Origin of the sequence: Cryptosporangium minutisporangium, assembly GCF_039536245.1 — a bacterium.
Classification (GTDB): domain Bacteria; phylum Actinomycetota; class Actinomycetes; order Mycobacteriales; family Cryptosporangiaceae; genus Cryptosporangium; species Cryptosporangium minutisporangium.
On record NZ_BAAAYN010000029.1, the window covers coordinates 96,702 to 112,128 of the forward strand.

17 protein-coding genes are annotated in these 15,427 nt (G+C 71.7%); 5 read left to right on the forward strand and 12 right to left on the reverse strand.

What is annotated here, in order from left to right; all coding sequences use genetic code 11:
* Positions 1-58: 58 nt before the first annotated feature.
* The 6 genes from pntB to ABEB28_RS22815 form a co-directional block, all read right to left on the reverse strand.
* Positions 59-1,498: a Re/Si-specific NAD(P)(+) transhydrogenase subunit beta gene (gene pntB / locus ABEB28_RS22790; protein ID WP_345730206.1), complete on the reverse strand. Its 1,440-nt coding sequence runs from the start codon at positions 1,496-1,498 to the stop codon at positions 59-61.
* Positions 1,499-1,501: 3 nt separating this feature from the next.
* Positions 1,502-3,058: a Re/Si-specific NAD(P)(+) transhydrogenase subunit alpha gene (locus tag ABEB28_RS22795; protein ID WP_345730207.1), complete on the reverse strand. Its 1,557-nt coding sequence runs from the start codon at positions 3,056-3,058 to the stop codon at positions 1,502-1,504.
* A gap of 226 nt (positions 3,059-3,284) precedes the next feature.
* On the reverse strand, positions 3,285-3,509 hold the full coding sequence (locus tag ABEB28_RS22800) for a hypothetical protein (RefSeq protein ID WP_345730208.1): 225 nt from the start codon (positions 3,507-3,509) through the stop codon (positions 3,285-3,287).
* Between the two features lie 64 nt (positions 3,510-3,573).
* Positions 3,574-4,236 carry a dienelactone hydrolase family protein gene (locus ABEB28_RS22805; protein WP_345730209.1) on the reverse strand — a complete coding sequence of 221 codons (663 nt, stop codon included), beginning with the start codon at positions 4,234-4,236 and terminating at the stop codon, positions 3,574-3,576.
* A 155-nt stretch (positions 4,237-4,391) separates the two neighbouring features.
* Complete coding sequence (locus ABEB28_RS22810; RefSeq protein ID WP_345730210.1) at positions 4,392-4,880, reverse strand: winged helix-turn-helix domain-containing protein; 489 nt, start codon at positions 4,878-4,880, stop codon at positions 4,392-4,394.
* Positions 4,881-5,114: 234 nt separating this feature from the next.
* The gene (locus tag ABEB28_RS22815; protein ID WP_345730211.1) at positions 5,115-6,725 is read right to left on the reverse strand and encodes an alkaline phosphatase D family protein; all 1,611 of its coding nucleotides are present in this window, start codon (positions 6,723-6,725) and stop codon (positions 5,115-5,117) included.
* Between the two features lie 190 nt (positions 6,726-6,915).
* On the opposite strand from ABEB28_RS22815, the gene ABEB28_RS22820 reads away from it, so the two are divergent.
* Complete coding sequence (locus ABEB28_RS22820; RefSeq protein WP_345730212.1) at positions 6,916-7,647, forward strand: DUF5995 family protein; 732 nt, start codon at positions 6,916-6,918, stop codon at positions 7,645-7,647.
* A 113-nt stretch (positions 7,648-7,760) separates the two neighbouring features.
* Positions 7,761-7,955 (forward strand): ferredoxin, encoded by a 195-nt coding sequence (locus ABEB28_RS22825; RefSeq protein WP_345730213.1) that lies wholly within the window; start codon positions 7,761-7,763, stop codon positions 7,953-7,955.
* Between the two features lie 96 nt (positions 7,956-8,051).
* Here ABEB28_RS22825 and ABEB28_RS22830 read toward each other — a convergent pair whose 3' ends face one another.
* The 4 genes from ABEB28_RS22830 to ABEB28_RS22845 all read right to left on the reverse strand — a co-directional run bounded on the left by ABEB28_RS22830 (position 8,052) and on the right by ABEB28_RS22845 (position 10,734).
* Entirely contained in the window at positions 8,052-8,780 is a 729-nt protein-coding gene (locus tag ABEB28_RS22830) for a DUF3618 domain-containing protein (protein ID WP_345730214.1), read from the reverse strand.
* The gene (locus ABEB28_RS22835; RefSeq protein WP_345730215.1) at positions 8,756-9,172 is read right to left on the reverse strand and encodes a phage holin family protein; all 417 of its coding nucleotides are present in this window, start codon (positions 9,170-9,172) and stop codon (positions 8,756-8,758) included. Before ABEB28_RS22835 ends, ABEB28_RS22830 begins: the two co-directional genes overlap by 25 nt.
* Positions 9,169-10,065, reverse strand: a complete 897-nt coding sequence (locus tag ABEB28_RS22840) for a hypothetical protein (protein WP_345730216.1) — start codon at positions 10,063-10,065, stop codon at positions 9,169-9,171. The genes ABEB28_RS22835 and ABEB28_RS22840 overlap by 4 nt, the downstream gene beginning before the upstream one ends.
* 162 nt (positions 10,066-10,227) lie before the next feature.
* Positions 10,228-10,734, reverse strand: a complete 507-nt coding sequence (locus ABEB28_RS22845) for a TspO/MBR family protein (RefSeq protein ID WP_345730217.1) — start codon at positions 10,732-10,734, stop codon at positions 10,228-10,230.
* A 145-nt stretch (positions 10,735-10,879) separates the two neighbouring features.
* Between ABEB28_RS22845 and ABEB28_RS22850 the strand changes: the two genes are divergently transcribed.
* Entirely contained in the window at positions 10,880-12,160 is a 1,281-nt protein-coding gene (locus tag ABEB28_RS22850; protein ID WP_345730218.1) for an FAD-binding protein, read from the forward strand.
* A gap of 515 nt (positions 12,161-12,675) precedes the next feature.
* Here the strand turns inward: ABEB28_RS22850 and ABEB28_RS22855 are convergent.
* Both ABEB28_RS22855 and ABEB28_RS22860 read right to left on the reverse strand, forming a co-directional pair.
* The gene (locus tag ABEB28_RS22855; protein ID WP_345730219.1) at positions 12,676-13,185 is read right to left on the reverse strand and encodes an SRPBCC domain-containing protein; all 510 of its coding nucleotides are present in this window, start codon (positions 13,183-13,185) and stop codon (positions 12,676-12,678) included.
* On the reverse strand, positions 13,163-13,537 hold the full coding sequence (locus ABEB28_RS22860; protein ID WP_345730220.1) for an ArsR/SmtB family transcription factor: 375 nt from the start codon (positions 13,535-13,537) through the stop codon (positions 13,163-13,165). Before ABEB28_RS22860 ends, ABEB28_RS22855 begins: the two co-directional genes overlap by 23 nt.
* A 157-nt stretch (positions 13,538-13,694) precedes the next feature.
* Here ABEB28_RS22860 and ABEB28_RS22865 point away from each other — a divergent pair, with 157 nt between their 5' ends.
* On the forward strand, positions 13,695-14,714 hold the full coding sequence (locus ABEB28_RS22865) for a DNA topoisomerase IB (protein WP_345730221.1): 1,020 nt from the start codon (positions 13,695-13,697) through the stop codon (positions 14,712-14,714).
* A 9-nt stretch (positions 14,715-14,723) separates the two neighbouring features.
* Positions 14,724-15,413, forward strand: coding sequence for a peptidyl-tRNA hydrolase (locus ABEB28_RS22870; protein WP_345730222.1), 690 nt, complete (start codon positions 14,724-14,726; stop codon positions 15,411-15,413).
* The last annotated feature ends 14 nt before the right edge of the window (positions 15,414-15,427 follow it).

Below are 15,427 nucleotides of genomic sequence, written 5' to 3' on the forward strand. Positions count from 1 at the left end.
CGGGCTCAGGCACGGCCCTCGGGGCCCGGAGGAGATCCCGACCCGGAGGGCTCGTGCGCTACCGAACGGGGACGGCCTCCCGCGCGGGGGCTCCGGACGGCACCGGGGCGAGCGCGCGCAGGATGTCCTCGACGCGAGCCTTGGCGTCGCCGAAGAGCATCTGGGTGTTCTCCCGGAAGAACAGCGGGTTCTGGACACCGGCGTACCCGGCCGCCATCGAGCGCTTGAACACGATGACGTTCTCGGCCTCCCAGACGTGCAGGACCGGCATTCCCGCGATCGGGCTGCTGGGGTCCTCGGCCGCGGCCGGGTTGACGGTGTCGTTGGCGCCGATGACGAGCACCACCGACGTGTCCGAGAAGTCGTCGTTGATCTCGTCCATCTCCAGCACGATGTCGTACGGGACCTTGGCCTCGGCCAGCAGCACGTTCATGTGACCGGGCAGCCGCCCGGCGACCGGGTGGATGCCGAACCGGACCTCGACGCCGCGCTCGCGCAGCGCGCGGGTCAGCTCGGCGACCGGGTACTGGGCCTGCGCGACGGCCATGCCGTAGCCCGGCGTGATGATCACCGAGCGGGCGGCAGCGAGCAGTTCGGCGGTGGCCTCGGCGGAGACCTCGCGGTGCTCGCCGTAGTCGGTGTCGTCCGCCGGGCCCGCGGCGATTCCGAAACCGCCGGCGATCACCGAGATGAACGAGCGGTTCATCGCCTGGCACATGATGTACGACAGGTAGGCACCCGACGAGCCGACCAGCGCACCGGTGACGATCAGCAGGTCGTTGGAGAGCAGGAACCCGGACGCCGCGGCGGCCCAGCCGGAGTAGCTGTTGAGCATCGAGACGACGACGGGCATGTCGCCGCCGCCGATCGAGGCCACCAGGTGCCAGCCGAGCAGCAGCGCCAGCACGGTGAGCGCGGCCAGCAGCCCGAGGTTCGGAGCCGCGACGAACCAGACCGTGAGCGCGACGAACACCGCGAGGGCGCCGAGGTTCAGCGCGTTCTTGCCGGGCAGCATCAGCGGCGACGAGTTGATCCGCGCCGAGAGTTTGAGGTACGCCACGATCGAGCCGGTGAACGTCACCGCGCCGATGAACACGCCGATCGACACCTCGGCGTGGTGAATGCGCAGCAGGGAGCCGTGGAGCCCGTCGGCGTGCTCCAGGTAGCCGTTCCAGCCGACCAGCACCGCGGCGGCGCCGACGAAGCTGTGCAGCAGCGCGATGAGCTCCGGCATGCCGGTCATCTCGACGATCCGGGCGCGCCAGATGCCGATCACCGCACCGAGGGTCATCGCGGCGACCAGGAGGCCGATGCCGACCCCGTTCACCCCGCCGTCGATCGCGAGGACGATCGTGGCGGCGAGCGCGACGGCCATGCCGACGATGCCGGATGTCGCGCCGGCCCGGGAGGTTTCGTGTTTGGACAGCCCGGCGAGGCTGAGGATGAACAGCAGGGCAGCGAGCAGGTACGCGGCCTGGGCCGCGGAGGCGATCGTCACGGGTCAGCTCCTCGAGAACATGCCGAGCATGCGACGGGTGACGGCGAAGCCGCCGAAGATGTTGATGGAGGCGAGCAGGATCGCGATCGAGGCCAGGACGGTCACCGAGACGTCGTCGTGCCCGATCTGGAGCAGCGCGCCGACGACGATGATCCCGGAGATCGCGTTGGTCACCGACATCAGCGGCGTGTGCAGCGCGTGGTGGACGTTGCCGATCACGTAGTAGCCGATCACGATCGCCAGCACGAACACCGTGAAGTGCGCGGTGAGCGCGCTGGGCGCGAACCCGATGAGCACGAACAGCACGACCGCGGCGATCGCGGCCGGGACCAATCGCCTCGCCGGGCTCTTCGGCTTCGGCGGCGCCGGCTGTGGCGGCTTCGGGGCGGCGGCCGCTGCCGGGGCGGCGCTCACCGCGACCGGCGGTGGCGGCCAGGTCTTCTCGCCGTCGCGCACGACGGTCATCGCCCGCTGGACGACGTCGTCGAAGTCGAGGACGAGCTGCCCGTCCTTGTCCGGCGTCAGCAGCTTGAGCAGGTTGACGACGTTGGTGCCGAACAGCTGCGACGCCTGGGCGGGCAGGCGTCCGGGCAGGTCGGTGTAGCCGATGATCGTCACGCCGTTGTCGGTGACCACGGCCCGCCCGGCCACGCTCCCCACCACGTTGCCGCCCTGCGACGTGGCCATGTCCACGATCACGCTGCCCGGCTTCATCGCGGCGACGTGTTCGGCGGTCAGCAGCGTCGGGGCCTGCCTGCCGGGGATCAGCGCGGTGGTGATGACGATGTCGACGTCCGCGGACTGCGCGGCGTAGAGCGCGGCGGCGGCCCGGTCGTAATCCTCCGAGGTGGCCTTCGCGTAACCGTCGCTGCTGGCCTCCTGCTCGACCTCGACGGCGAGGAACTCCCCGCCCAGCGAGCGGACCTGCTCGGCGACCTCCGGCCGCGGGTCGGTGGCCCGCACCATCGCGCCGAGGCTGTTCGCCGCGGCGATCGCCGCGAGCCCAGCTACACCGGCGCCCGCCACCAGGACCTTCGCGGGCGGCATCTTGCCTGCGGCGGTGACCTGACCGCCGAACAGCCGGCCGAACGCGTGCGCGGCCTCGATCACCGCGCGGTACCCGGCGATGTTGGCCATCGAGCTCAAGACGTCCATCGACTGCGCGCGCGAGATCCGCGGCACGGCGTCCATGGCCAGCACGGTGATCGGGCGGTGGGTCAGCGACTCCACCAGCGCCGGGTTCGAGGCGGGGCTGATCAGCGAGACCAGCGTCGCGCCATCGGCCAGCGCGGCGATCTCCTGCGGCGACGGCGGGTTCACCTTGAGCACGACGTCCGCGTGCCACGTCGTGGCGGTGTCGGCGATCCGTGCGCCGGCGCCCGCGAAGGCCTCGTCGGCGAAGCTCGCCTTCGCGCCCGCACCGGATTCGACGACGACGTCGTAACCGAGTTTCACGAGCTGTCCCACGGTGGCCGGGGTCGCGGCCACCCGGGTTTCCCCCGGCGAGGACTCGGCCACCACCCCCAGCGTTTGCCCGGGCGACTGCGCAGTTCCATCCATCGGGTGTCCCTCCTCAGGCGCGCTGCGGCCGCCGGGTAGCAGCCGTCCGCGCGCGGCAGGGCTGATTTCCGAGGGCACCGATCAGCGCGGCAACCACGACGTGCGTGATGTTGACATGGATTCTCCGGTTGCGAATACCGATGTAACGAACGCCTCACGCCGAACGGTTCGATGAGGAACGGCTCAATCAATTCAGTTGAACGTCGATGACAAAGAACAAGAATGCTCAGGTTTCTGGATCGTGTTCCGTGCTTCGGATCCACAAGTCCTCGGCGACGAAGAATTCGATCAGCGACGCGATTTCCTCGGGCGAGTCACCCTCCACCACGATCGTGTCGTTGATCCGGATCGTGACGTCGTCGAGCAGCTCCAGCGTGCGGATTTCCGGCGCGACGCGGACTAACACGTCGATCACCTGGGACAGGGTGGCGTCGTCGAACGCGTGCTCCATGGCTTCCTCCCGGACGAGACGAGTACTCGGGAGGACAGAGCAGCGGGCGGCGGCCGGTGATACGTCAGGACGGCAACGTTGTGAGGTGGGTGCTGAACCAGTCGGCGGCGCGGTCGGCCACTTGATCCAGTGTTCCGGGCTCGCCGAAGAGGTGGGACGCGCCGGGAATCAGCAGCAGCTCGTTCGGTGCGGTCATCGCGGTCCGCGCTTCCTGGTTGAGGTCGACCACCGATTCGTCGTGGCTGCCGACGATCAGCAGCGTCGGTGCCTGGACCGCGGAGAGCGCCGTCTCGGCGAGGTCGGGCCGGCCGCCGCGGGAGACGATCGCATCGACGAGCTGAGGGCGGGCAGCGGCGGTGACCAGCGCCGCCGCCGCGCCGGTGCTGGCGCCGAACAGGCCCAGCGGGGTGTTGGCGGTGTCCGGCCGCGCGTGCAGCCAATCGAGGATGCCGGTCAGCCGGTCGGCCAGCAGGCCGATGTCGAACCGCAGCTCGTGGGTGACCGCGTCGAGCCGCTCCTCGTCGGCGGTCAGCAGGTCGACCAGCACCGTGCCGAAGCCGCGGTCGTGCAGGACGTCGGCGACCACCCGGTTCCGAGGGCTCCGCCGCGAGCTGCCGCTGCCGTGGGCGAACAGGACGACGCCACGGGCGTCGGCCGGGAGGTGGACGTCGGCTTCGAGGTCGGCGCCCGCGGTGGGTACGCGGCACGTGGTCATCTGCTGGCTCATCTCGTCCTCCGGTGGTTCCGTCGAGGGCGGCAGGCGGCCCCCGGCGGGTACCCGGACACCTTCGACCAATTCGACCCTAGGCGACGGATCGCCCTGGTGGTTGATCCGCGTCAGTCGACACCGCGTCAGTCGACCCCGCGTCAGTCGACTCCGCGTCAGTCGACTCCGGGAAGCACCGCCACGCGGTCGGCGTGGTCGAGGCGGTAGCCGACGCCCCGCACGGTGACGATCCGCGGACCGGAGTCGGCGAGCTTCACCCGGATCCGGCGGACGTGGACGTCGATCGTCCGCTCGCTGTCGCGGAACCGGTCACCCCAGACCGCGTCGATGAGCTGTCCGCGGCTGAACACCTGCCGGGGGTGCCTGGCGAGGAACGCGAGGAGGTCGAACTCCCGCCGGGTGAGCGACAGCTCGGCGCCGTCCAGCGTCGCGACCCGGCGTCCGGCCAGGATGCGCAGCGGCGGGACGTCGGGGGCACGGGTGATCGGCGGTGGCGCGGCCGCGGCGTCGCCGAAACCGAGGGAGACCGACGCGGAGACGGCCGCGTCGCCCGCGCGGGCGTGCCCCGCCAGCAGGTCGCTGATCTCCGCGCAGAGCGCGGAGGCGACGCCGGACGCCCCGCCGCCGGTCAGTTCGATGTCCACCGTGACCCGCGCGGTCCGGGCCGACCCCGATGCGGCGGCGAGCCGCCGCGGAGCGGCCGGCCCGGGCGCTCAGCGCCCGGGCGGCGAGACGCGGGGCAGCAGTGGGGCGCGCTGGTCGGCCTGCGCTGTCATCGGGTTCCGTCCTCTCCGTGCCACGGCTAGTTAGGTCACCCTAACTAGACCTGACCAGCCGTGGCACGGTGTGGGCTGTGGGATGCCTCCCACCGGGCTGGATCAGGCCGGGACGAGCCCGGGACGCCCGGCCACCGTGACCCACGACGCGCTTGTGCTCACCGGCGACGTGCGGGTCGCGATGCTCGCCACCGTGCGTGCCTCCGCGAGCCAGCGCTCCGGGGTGACCTCGCACCGCAGGTAACCGCGGAGCGTGCCGTCGAAGTAGCGGACGTGCGGGTTGAGCGAGGGATTGGCGGCGGTGACCGGGGCGATGAACGGAGCGGGAAAGTCCGAGCTCACGCTCGTGGCGGTGAACTCCACCGCCACCGGCGGTGCGGCCAGGTTGTCGCGGTCGATCCGCAGGTCGCTGAACCACGAGGAGTGGATGTCACCGGCGAGCACGACCGGGTTCGCGATCTTCCGCTCGGCCAGGAATCGCAGGATCCGGGTCCGTGCCGGGTGGTAGCCGTCCCACTGGTCGAGGTTCACGATCGGTGGCAGCGGGTTGGCCGGGTCCAGCAGATTCGGGAACCGGATCTGGCTCATCATCACCTGCTGCGCGATCACGTTCCAGCGCGCCCGGGAGCCTGCGAGCCCGGCCCGCAGCCACTGCTCCTGGGCGGAGCCGGTGAGCGTGCCCGCGGTGTTGTCCAGGCCCGGCTGGGCCGGACCGAAGTCCAGGGCGATGCCCGGGGGCTGGTCGGTGCGGTACTGCCGGGTGTCCAGGACGTTGATCCGGGCGAGTCGGCCGAAGTCGAACCGGCGGTAGAGCCGGTAGTTCGACGATCCGGGTCGAATCGGCCGCCGCAGCGGGAGGTGCTCGTAGTACGCCTGGTACGCCGCCGCGCGCTGGGCGGCCATCGCGGCCGGGGACTGGAACTTCGGCGAGTTCGCGTCCTCCGCCTCGTCGACGAGGTTCGCGTAGTTGTTCTCCACCTCGTGGTCGTCCCAGGTGACGATCCACGGGAACGCGGCGTGCGCGGCCTGGAGAGAAGGGTCGCTCTTGTAGAGCGCGTGGCGTGCCCGGTAGTCGACGAGCGTCCGTAACTGGTCGAGCCCCGCGGTCTGCGGGATCGTGTGCATGCGGTCGGGGTAGGCGCTTCGCGGGTCGTACTCGTAGATGTAGTCGCCGAGGTGCAGGACGACGTCGAGGTCCTCGGCTGCCAGCCCGTTGTAGGCCGGCCAGTAGCCGTTCTGCCAGTCCTGGCAGTTCACGATGCCGATCCGCAGTCGGGACACACCGGCTCCCGGCGCCGGGGCGGTGCGAGTCCGGCCGGTCGCGCTCAGGTGGCCGCCTGCGCGGAACCGGTACCAGTACTCCCGCCCGGGTCGCAGACCCCGGACGTCCACATGCACCGTGTGCGCCCGGCCGGGCAGCGCGGCCGCGGTGCCCCGGCGCACGACCTGGGCGAAGCGGGCGTCGGTCGCGACCTGCCACTCCACCGGGATCGGTCGTCCCGGCAGCGAGCCGGCGTTCAGCGGGTCGTTCACCAGCCGGGTCCAGAGCACGACGGCGTCCGGGAGCGGATCGCCGCTGGCCACGCCGAGGCGGAACGGGTCGGCGGGCAACGGTGCGGCGTGCGCGGAGCGGACGTCGACCGGGAGCACGCCGGCGGCCACCACCCCGGCCGCAGCACCTACCAGGAAACGTCTCCGGTTGACCACGGCCATCGGAACCTCCTCGTCAGCGACGGCGGACGTAGCTCAGCAGGCCCGGGAGGCTTCCGGGTGAACGGCGCGCGCCCCGGGAACGGCGGCCACTCGTCCATGATCCGCGTGAACGGCCGAGTGTTCACGGCTTTGGCCGTACGCTCGAAAAGACGTTTGTCTGCGGCGCGCGCGCCGACCCGCGGGGGGACGGATGGCCGGTGGCATCTCCGACGTGCTGGCGCGGATGCGGACGATCCGCGACGCGCTCGACCCGGTGGACGGCGTCCGGCAGTTCAACCAGGTCTACCTGCGGGTGACCGAGGAACTGCAGCCCCGGCTGACCGCCGGGTTCTTCCGCGATCCGGGGTTCGTCGAGCGGTTCGCGACGATCTTCGCCGGCCGGTACTTCACCGCGGTCGACGCGGGTGCGGTGGACGTCCGGCGGGTGAGCCCCGCCTGGCGCCCGCTGTTCGCCCAGCGCGAGGACCGCCGGATCCATCCGGTGCAGTTCGCGGTGGCCGGCATGAACGCGCACATCAACCACGACCTCGCGCTGGCCACGGTCGACACCTGCCTGGTCTGCGGTACCCACCCCGGCGACGAGCGGGTCGAGATCGACTACCTGCGGATCAACGCGATCTTCGAGGAGGTGGAGGCGGAGATCCGGTTGGCGCTGCTGTCCGGCCCGGAGGAGCTCGGGGAGCCGTTCGAACCGATCGTCCACTTGGTCAGCACGTGGAGCGTCGTGCAGGCACGCGACGCCGCCTGGGTGCGCACGCAGGTGCGCTGGGCTCTCCGGCAGCAGGACTGGCTGCTCGACCGCACCGAGGAGGCGTCGGCGAGGGCGGTCGGGATGACCGGCAGGCATCTGCTGACGCCGCTGCTCCCGCCGCGCCGCGGTCGCCCGTTCCCCGCGCTGCTGCCGGACCGACCGCACACGTGAACCGGTCGAGACCCGCGAGTACGCCCCGCAGTGACCCGAGATGTCCTACCGTGCTCGCGGAACGATCTTTGCTATCCGCTGTGATCGGCACGCCTCATCGGGGAGGAAACGTCGTGAAGGTACTGGTCGACAATCAGCGGTGCGAGGCACACGGGCAGTGCTGGATGGTGGACGAGGAGCTCTTCCCGCTCGACGACGACGGGTACAGCGCGATCCCGGCCGGCGGCTTCGACGTCCCGGCAGGGAAGGAAGACGTCGCCCGGCGCGGCGTCGACGCCTGTCCGCTGCAGGCGCTGCGGGGCGAGTAGCGGCACGCGGAAGGGCCGGGCCACGACGGTGGCCCGGCCCTTCGATCCGGTTACGCGGTCGATCCGGTTACGCGGTCGATCCGTCCGGTCGGCCGGTCAGGGCTTCGCGGTCTCCTGGACCGAGCCCGCGCGGTCCTTCGCCTCGCCCTTCAGGTTCTCGGCGTGGCCGCGGGCGTCGTCCTTGACGGTCTGCGCCGCATCGGTCGCGGTCTGCTTGACCTGCTGGACGGCCTCCTGCGCGGGCTCCTTCACGTTCTCGGCGACCTCCTTGGCCTTGTCGCCGAGCGCCTGACCGGCCTGCCGCACCGGCTCCTCGGCGCGCTCGCGAAGCGCCGCGCCGGCCCGCCGCTCGGCCGGTGAGGCCGGGAGCAGGCTGGATACCAGCCAGCCGACGCCGAACGCGATCAGCCCGGCCGCGAGCGGGTTGCCCTCGGTCTGGCGACGCGCGGTCTCGGCCGTACCGGTCACCGCGGAGGACGCCGAGTCCTTCGCGCTGACCACCGCGGAGGACGCGGAGTCCTTGGCGCTGACCACGGAGTCCTTGGCGCTGGACGCCTTGTCCGCGATGCCGTGTCCGGTCTCGGCGGCCCGGTCGTGCGTACCGTGCGCCGCGTCGACCGCCTTGTCCTTCACCGTGCTGGTGACGTCGGAGGCCGTCCCCATGATTCGCTCCTTCACCGTCGTCGCCGCGTGGCCGACGCGCCCGACCTGACGCCGGGCCGCCTGCCGCGGGCTGACCTTCTCGACCAGCGCGTCGACGTCATCGCCGAGCTGCATGCGCTGCCGCATGATGTCCCGCTCTAGGCGTTCCTGTTCTGCACCCATCGCACGTCCTCCTTCACCGTCTCGACCGTCCGCTTCGGAACCGGGTTGACCTCTTTGACCTTGCTTCGGCCGTAAGCGGCCAGAGCCGCGGCGCCGATCGCCCAGAGCACGCCGACGATGAGCGCGGCCCATCCGATCGGGATCAGCTCGCCGAGTCCGTACATCACCGCGAGGGAGATGAACAGCAACGCCAGCCACCCGGCCAGGCCGGCGCCGCCGAACGCGCCACCGGCCTTTCCGGCCTTGGTGACCTCTTCCTTGGTCTCTGCCTTGGCCAGCGCGATCTCCTGACGCACCAGCGTGGTCAGGTCGTTGGCGACGTTCTTGACCAGTTCGCCGACCGAGGCGTCCGCGACGCGCGGCGGCTCGCCCGGGACCCCGGTGGCGGTCACGGCCGGCCCTCCCGCGGGTCGCGGTAGGGGTCGTCGACCGGCGGAAGCGGCTCGGTCGCCGGGGCGCCGGGAGGAGCCGCCGGGTAGGCGGCGTCGCCGGGGGTGTAGGCCGGGTCGGTGCCCGGCGCGCCGGTGGAGTAGCCCGGCGCGGTCGCCGGGTACGGGTCGACCGGCGGATACGGGTCGGAAACCGGGTAGCCCGTGGGCACGGTGCCGGTCGCCGGCGGGACCTCGGCCACGCCGATCGCGGTGTCCTCGGCGTGCCGCGGCGTGACCGGAGGAACCGGCGGAACCGTCTCCGTCGTGCCGACGCCGAGGCCGGAGTAGGTGGTGTCGGAGTAGCCGGAGTAGGTGCTCCGCTCGTCCACCAGGGACGCCGAGGACGTCGATCCACCACCGGAGTCTCCACCGGAGGCCGCGGACACGCTCCGGAACACGCGTCCCGCGACCACACCGGCGGCACCGGCGAGCAGCAGGAACGTGCCCGGCCGACGACGCGCGAACGAGCGGACGTCGTCCAGGACGGCGTCCGGGCCGCGCTCGTCGAGGTAGTCGGCGAACCGCCGGGCGTAGGTGGACGCCCGCTGGCTGAGCTCCGCGGTCAGGGCGGACTGATCGCCCGTGGAGCCGAGCTCGTCACCGGTGGTGCGCAGCACGTCGACGATCCGCCGACGCTGAGCGTCCACCTGGGTGCTCACCTCGTCGCGAGTGGTGCGAAGCAGGTCGGTGGCCTGGGCCTTGGCCTCGGCCGTTACCTGCGACGCCTGGTCGCTCGCGGTCCGGGCGACATCCGCACCGGAATCCTTGGCGTGTCGCGCGAGCGCCGCGCCTTCTTGCTGGGCCGCGCCGGCGGTCTCCTGGGCGCGTGCCGTCGTACTGGGTGTGCTAGTCATCGCAACCCCTGGGGGCACTCGGGGATCGGGTCGATCCGCAGGGTGTCCCGGACACGACGGAAGAAACCTTTCCGAAGTGAAAAGGATGGTCGCGTTTAGTGATCGAATCCTCTCAGAGCGTACGTTCGGCGCGTGACGGAGCGCAATGGTGCGTTGATTCGGTCAGTTCGTGAGCCAGAGCGTCAGGTTGAGGGCCGCGGCGTAGCCCACCCAGAGCAGATACGGAACCAGCAACGCACCGGCGGGCCGGCTGAGTCGCGCGAACAGCACCGCGTTCGCCAGGATCACCGCCCACAGCACCGTGATCTCGGCGAACGCCGCGCCGGGCTGCTCGCCGACGAAGAACAGCCACGTCCAGGCGGCGTTGAGCACCAGTTGACCGGCGTAGAGGCCGAACGCGACCGGCGCGGCACGGAATCCGCCGCGTCGCCAGGCGAGCCAGCCGGCGATTCCGATCAGCGTGTAGAGCACCGTCCATACCGGCCCGAACAGCCCGCTCGGCGGCGCCCACGCCGGTCGGTCCAATCCGTTGTAGTAGCTGCCCGCGTCGACGCTCGCCAGACCGCCCACCGCGGCGGCGGCGAACGCCGCGGCGAGGAAGCCCGCCAGTGCCAGCCAGGTGACGTACCCGTGGTGGTCGCGGGTCCGGAACAACTCCTGCGATGCCATTTCCGACCTTTCCGACGAAGTCTCGGGTCCGATTTCACTGTCGGTGAGGTCGGCGCACGCGGCAACTCGGACCCGCGCGCCCGCGGCGCCCGGGACCGCTCCGGGGCACGTCGGGACCGGTCGCGCGGCATGGAAGGCTAGCGCCATGGCCACCGTGTTTCCTGCGCAACCCCTCACCAACTGGGCCGGCAACATCGAGTTCTCCACCCGGACGCTGCACCGCCCGACCAGCGTCGACGAGGTGCAGGAGCTGGTCGCAGCCGGCGACCGCCTCCGGGTCCTGGGCACCGGGCATTCGTTCAGCACGGTCGCGGACAGCACCGGAGCGCTGCTCACCGTCGCCGATCTGCCGCGCCGGATCGAGATCGACCCGGACCGTCGCGCGGTGACGGTCAGCGCCGGGACCCGGTTCGGCGAGCTCACCCAGGAGCTCGACCAGGCCGGCTGGGCGCTGCACAACTTGGGTTCGCTGCCGCACATCAGCGTCGGCGGTGCGGTGGCCACCGGCACGCACGGCTCCGGCGTCACCAACGGCACGCTGGCCTCCGCGGTCAACGCGCTCGAGCTCGTGACGCCGTCGGGCGAGCTGGTCCGCCTCGCCCGCGGCGACGAGGGCTTCGACGGGTCGGTCGTCGCGCTCGGCTCGATCGGCGTGGTGACCGCGCTCGGCCTCGACCTGCAGCCGAGCTACGAGGTCGAGCAGCGGGTCTACGACCGGATGTGGCTGTCCGCACTCCGGGTCAATCTGCGCGAGGTGCTCGCGTCCGCGTACAGCGTCAGCATCTTCCTCACCTGGCGGCGGGCCTTCGCCGACCAGGTGTGGGTCAAGCACCGCACCGACGCCGGTCCGTGGCCGCACGGCCGGGACTGGCTGGGCGCAACGCTGGCGCCGAGTCAGCGCAATCCGGTGCCCGGCCAAGATCCCGGGTACGCGACCCAGCAGGGCGGCGTCCCCGGGCCGTGGAACGCGCGGTTGCCGCACTTCCGGCTGGAGTTCACGCCGAGCGCCGGGGACGAGCTGCAGACCGAGTACCTGCTCCCGATCGAGAACGCGGTGCCCGCGCTGGACGTGCTGACCGGGCTCGCGGACCGGCTCGGGCCGGTGCTCCACGTCAGCGAGATCCGGACGGTCGCGGCCGACGAGCTGTGGCTCTCGGAGGCGTATCAGCAGGACAGCATCGCGCTGCACTTCACCTGGCACCCCGACCCGGCCGCCGTCGCCCCGGTCGTCCGCGCGCTGGAGGAGGGCCTGGCGCCGCTGGGCGCGCGTCCGCACTGGGGGAAGGTGTTCGGTATGGAGCCGGCCGCGGTGGCCGCCCGGTATCCGCGCTTCGCCGACGCCCAGCGGTTGATCCGTGGGTACGACCCGGAGGGGAAGTTCCGCAACGTGTTCACCGAGCGCTACCTGTTCGGGGTCGACGACTGACGGCTCGGCCCGTCGGCGGCCCCGCTCGTTACAGTGGGTCGTCTACCTGCAGTAGATAGCGGTTCGATACCCGGAGACGGAGCGACACGGCGTGGCGGAGAAAAAGGCGGCGAGCCCGGGGCGCGGGCGGCTGATGCTGGTCGTGCTGCTCGCGGTGGGGTTGTTCGCGGCCGTCGGATCGCTGGCCGCGGCGTACGTCGGCCGCGACGAGCCGGCCCCGCGCCCGGCCGCCTCCTCGTCGGTGTCGGCGACGCCGAGGGCGTCGCCGATGACCGAGGAGGAAGCCCGCGCCGAGTACTACCGGCAGAATCCCCGGGCGACCGGCTGGTGGCAGTGGGTGCTGATCGGCGGGCTGCTCGCGCTGCTCGCCGTGGTCGGGATCCTGCTCCTCACCCGGCCCGACCCGCATTCATCGCCGGCCCGGGAGGGCTCTCGCGCGGATTCACGCCAAACCGGCCTCCACGGAGCCCGTGGAGCCCGATTCGGCGTCAATCCGCGTCGGCGTCGCCGGCGGGTCAGGGGGCACCGGGGTTGTCGGCGGGTTTCGGCGCGTAGTCGTCCCAGTTGGGCATCGGGGTGCCCGCGACACTCGCGGCGAGACGGTCGAGGTACCAGCGCCAGCCTGCCTCGACGTCGGTGGCGTCGACCCCGGCCGCGAGCCGCTGTGTGAACTCCAGCGTCGTGCCGCCCGCGTGCTCGGCGAGCGTGACCGCGATGTGCCAGCTACCACCGCCGTCGGCCGGGAAATCGACGACCAGCCGGGTCGGCGGGGAGCAGTCCAGGATCGACACGGTCACCGGCTCGGCGACCTCGCCCCCGGCGTCCACCTCGCCGGTGACCGTGAACTCGACCGTGCCCCCGGTGCCTCCCTCGCCGGTGAAGCTGCCGATCCACCGTGCCAGTCGGTGTGATTCGGTCAGCGCCGCCCAGACGTCCTCGACCCGATCCGGGAACGTGCGGTGCAGGACCACCAGCTCCGTCCCGTCGTTTCGTTGGCGCACTTCACCCTGCGGACCGGTCACCATGTGCCGTCCCCTCTCGGTTGTCGGTTCTCGTGCGGCGTGCCCGACGGAGTTCCGTCTCCAGTGCGTCCAGCCGGGACGCCGGCCCCGGCGCGGTGCGTGGGATCCCGCCCAGGTGTTGCAGCCAGGCGTCGACCTCGGCGAGCGGACCCGGGCGCAGCCGGTACACCCGCTCTTGGCCGCGGACCTCCGCCTCCGCCAACCCGGCCTCGCGCAGGACCCGGAGGTGGCGGCTGACCGCCGGCCGGCTCACCGGGAACCGGGCCGCGATCGCGCCGACGGTCGCCTCCCCGGCGCAGAGCACGGTGAGGATCTCCCGGCGTACCGGGTCGGCGAGGGCCTCCCACACGGACACAGCTGAAGCGTAACGTATCTCTTATATAAAGGCGATGTTACGCGTACTAGCCGCGGGAAATTCGGGTATCCGGGCCCGCATGACAGTGAATTCTTTTCAACCCCCGGCCTCCGCGAAGGCGAAGCGAACTCAGCGGACGCCGGTCGAAAAGAACTCAGTGCGGCTACGACGCAGCGATCTCTCCCGGCCCGGCTACACGCGCCGGCGCTCCGGCAAGGGCTTCCGCTACTTCGACACCGACGGCTCCTCGCTGCGCGACCCGGAGGCGATCGCGCGGATCAAGGCGCTCGCGATCCCCCCGGCCTGGCGGGACGTCTGGATCGCCCCGTATCCGAACGGCCACATCCAGGCCGTCGGCACCGACGACGCCGGCCGCAGGCAGTACCGGTACCACGACGTGTGGCGGGAGAAGCGGGACGCCGAGAAGCACGACCGCGTCCTGGAGGTGGCCCGGCGGCTCCCGAAGCTGCGGAAGACCGTCGCCCGGCACCTCGAGCACCGGGCGCTGGACCGGGAGCGGGTGCTCGCGGCCGGCGTCCGGCTGCTCGAACTCGGACTGTTCCGGATCGGCGGTGAGGTCTACACGGAGGAGAACGGTAGTTTTGGGCTGGCCACGATCCGGAAGAAGCACGTCTCGCTGCACCGGGGCGCGATCCTGTTCTGCTACCCGGCCAAGAGCGGGATCCAGCGCACGATCGAGGTCCGCGACGACGCGGTCCGGAACGTGGTGCTCGCGCTGCGCAGGCACCAGGACGACGAGGACGACCTGCTCGCCTACCGCAGCGGTGGGCGGTGGTACGACGTCAAGAGCTCGGACATCAACGATTACCTGCGCGACAACGCCGGGGTGACGATCACCGCGAAGGACTTCCGCACCTGGCACGCCACCGTGCTGATGGCGGTCGAACTGGCGCTGGCCGGCGACCCACCGGACGCCCAGCGGGCGCGCGAGAAGGTGGTGCGGGCCGCGCTGGAGGACGTCGCCGAGTACCTCGGCAACACGCCTGCGGTCGCCAAGGCGTCCTACGTCGACCCGCGCATCGTCACCGCGTACGAGCACGGACGCTCGATCCGGTCGACGCTCGACCGGCTCGGGAAGGGCGACGCGAACGCGCTGACCGCCCAGCCCGCAGTGGAGTCCGCGGTGCTGCGGCTGCTCACCACGGACGCGAAATAGAGTGACGGCGTGGATGCCGAGGACTTGCCCCCGGAGCGGGTGCTGCCGCTGGTCGTCCGGGTGGAGCGCACCGAGCCGCCGACCCGCACCGACGCGCTGGAGGCGGCCGCACGGGCCGTGCTGCTGATGGTGACGACCGACGAGCCGGAGTGGCGGGCCGCGGTCGAGGCCTGGCGGGGCAACCGGATCCGGAAGGTCGTCCGGCGGGCCCGCGGCGCGGAGTGGCGGCGCGCCACGGAGCTGCCCGGCCTGACCGTGACCTCCGGCTCGGCCCAGGTGCGGGTCTACCCGCCGGTCCTGCTCGACGCGTGGCCGCGGGACCTGGCGCGGCTCCAGGTGAGCGGCATCGAGCTGGACGATCCGGCGATCCCGGAGCCGCCACCGGGGACGCCGTTGGTGCTGCTCGCGCCGGACGTGCGGATGAGCGCGGGCAAGGCGATGGCCCAGGCCGGGCACGCGGCGCAGCTGGGCCTGTGGTCGCTGGACCCGGCCGTCGCCGCGGACTGGGCGGCGGGCGGCTTCCCGCTCGCGGTGCGGGTGGCGTCCCGCGGACAGTGGGACGCGGCGGTGCGGGCCGGCGGCCCCGTGGTGCACGACGCGGGCTTCACCGAGGTCACCCCGGGCAGCGCGACCGCGACGTTCGCGTGGCCCCAGAAATCTGGGGCGTCATCGACGTATCGGCGTCCGATACGTCGATAACCGGCCACATTTCT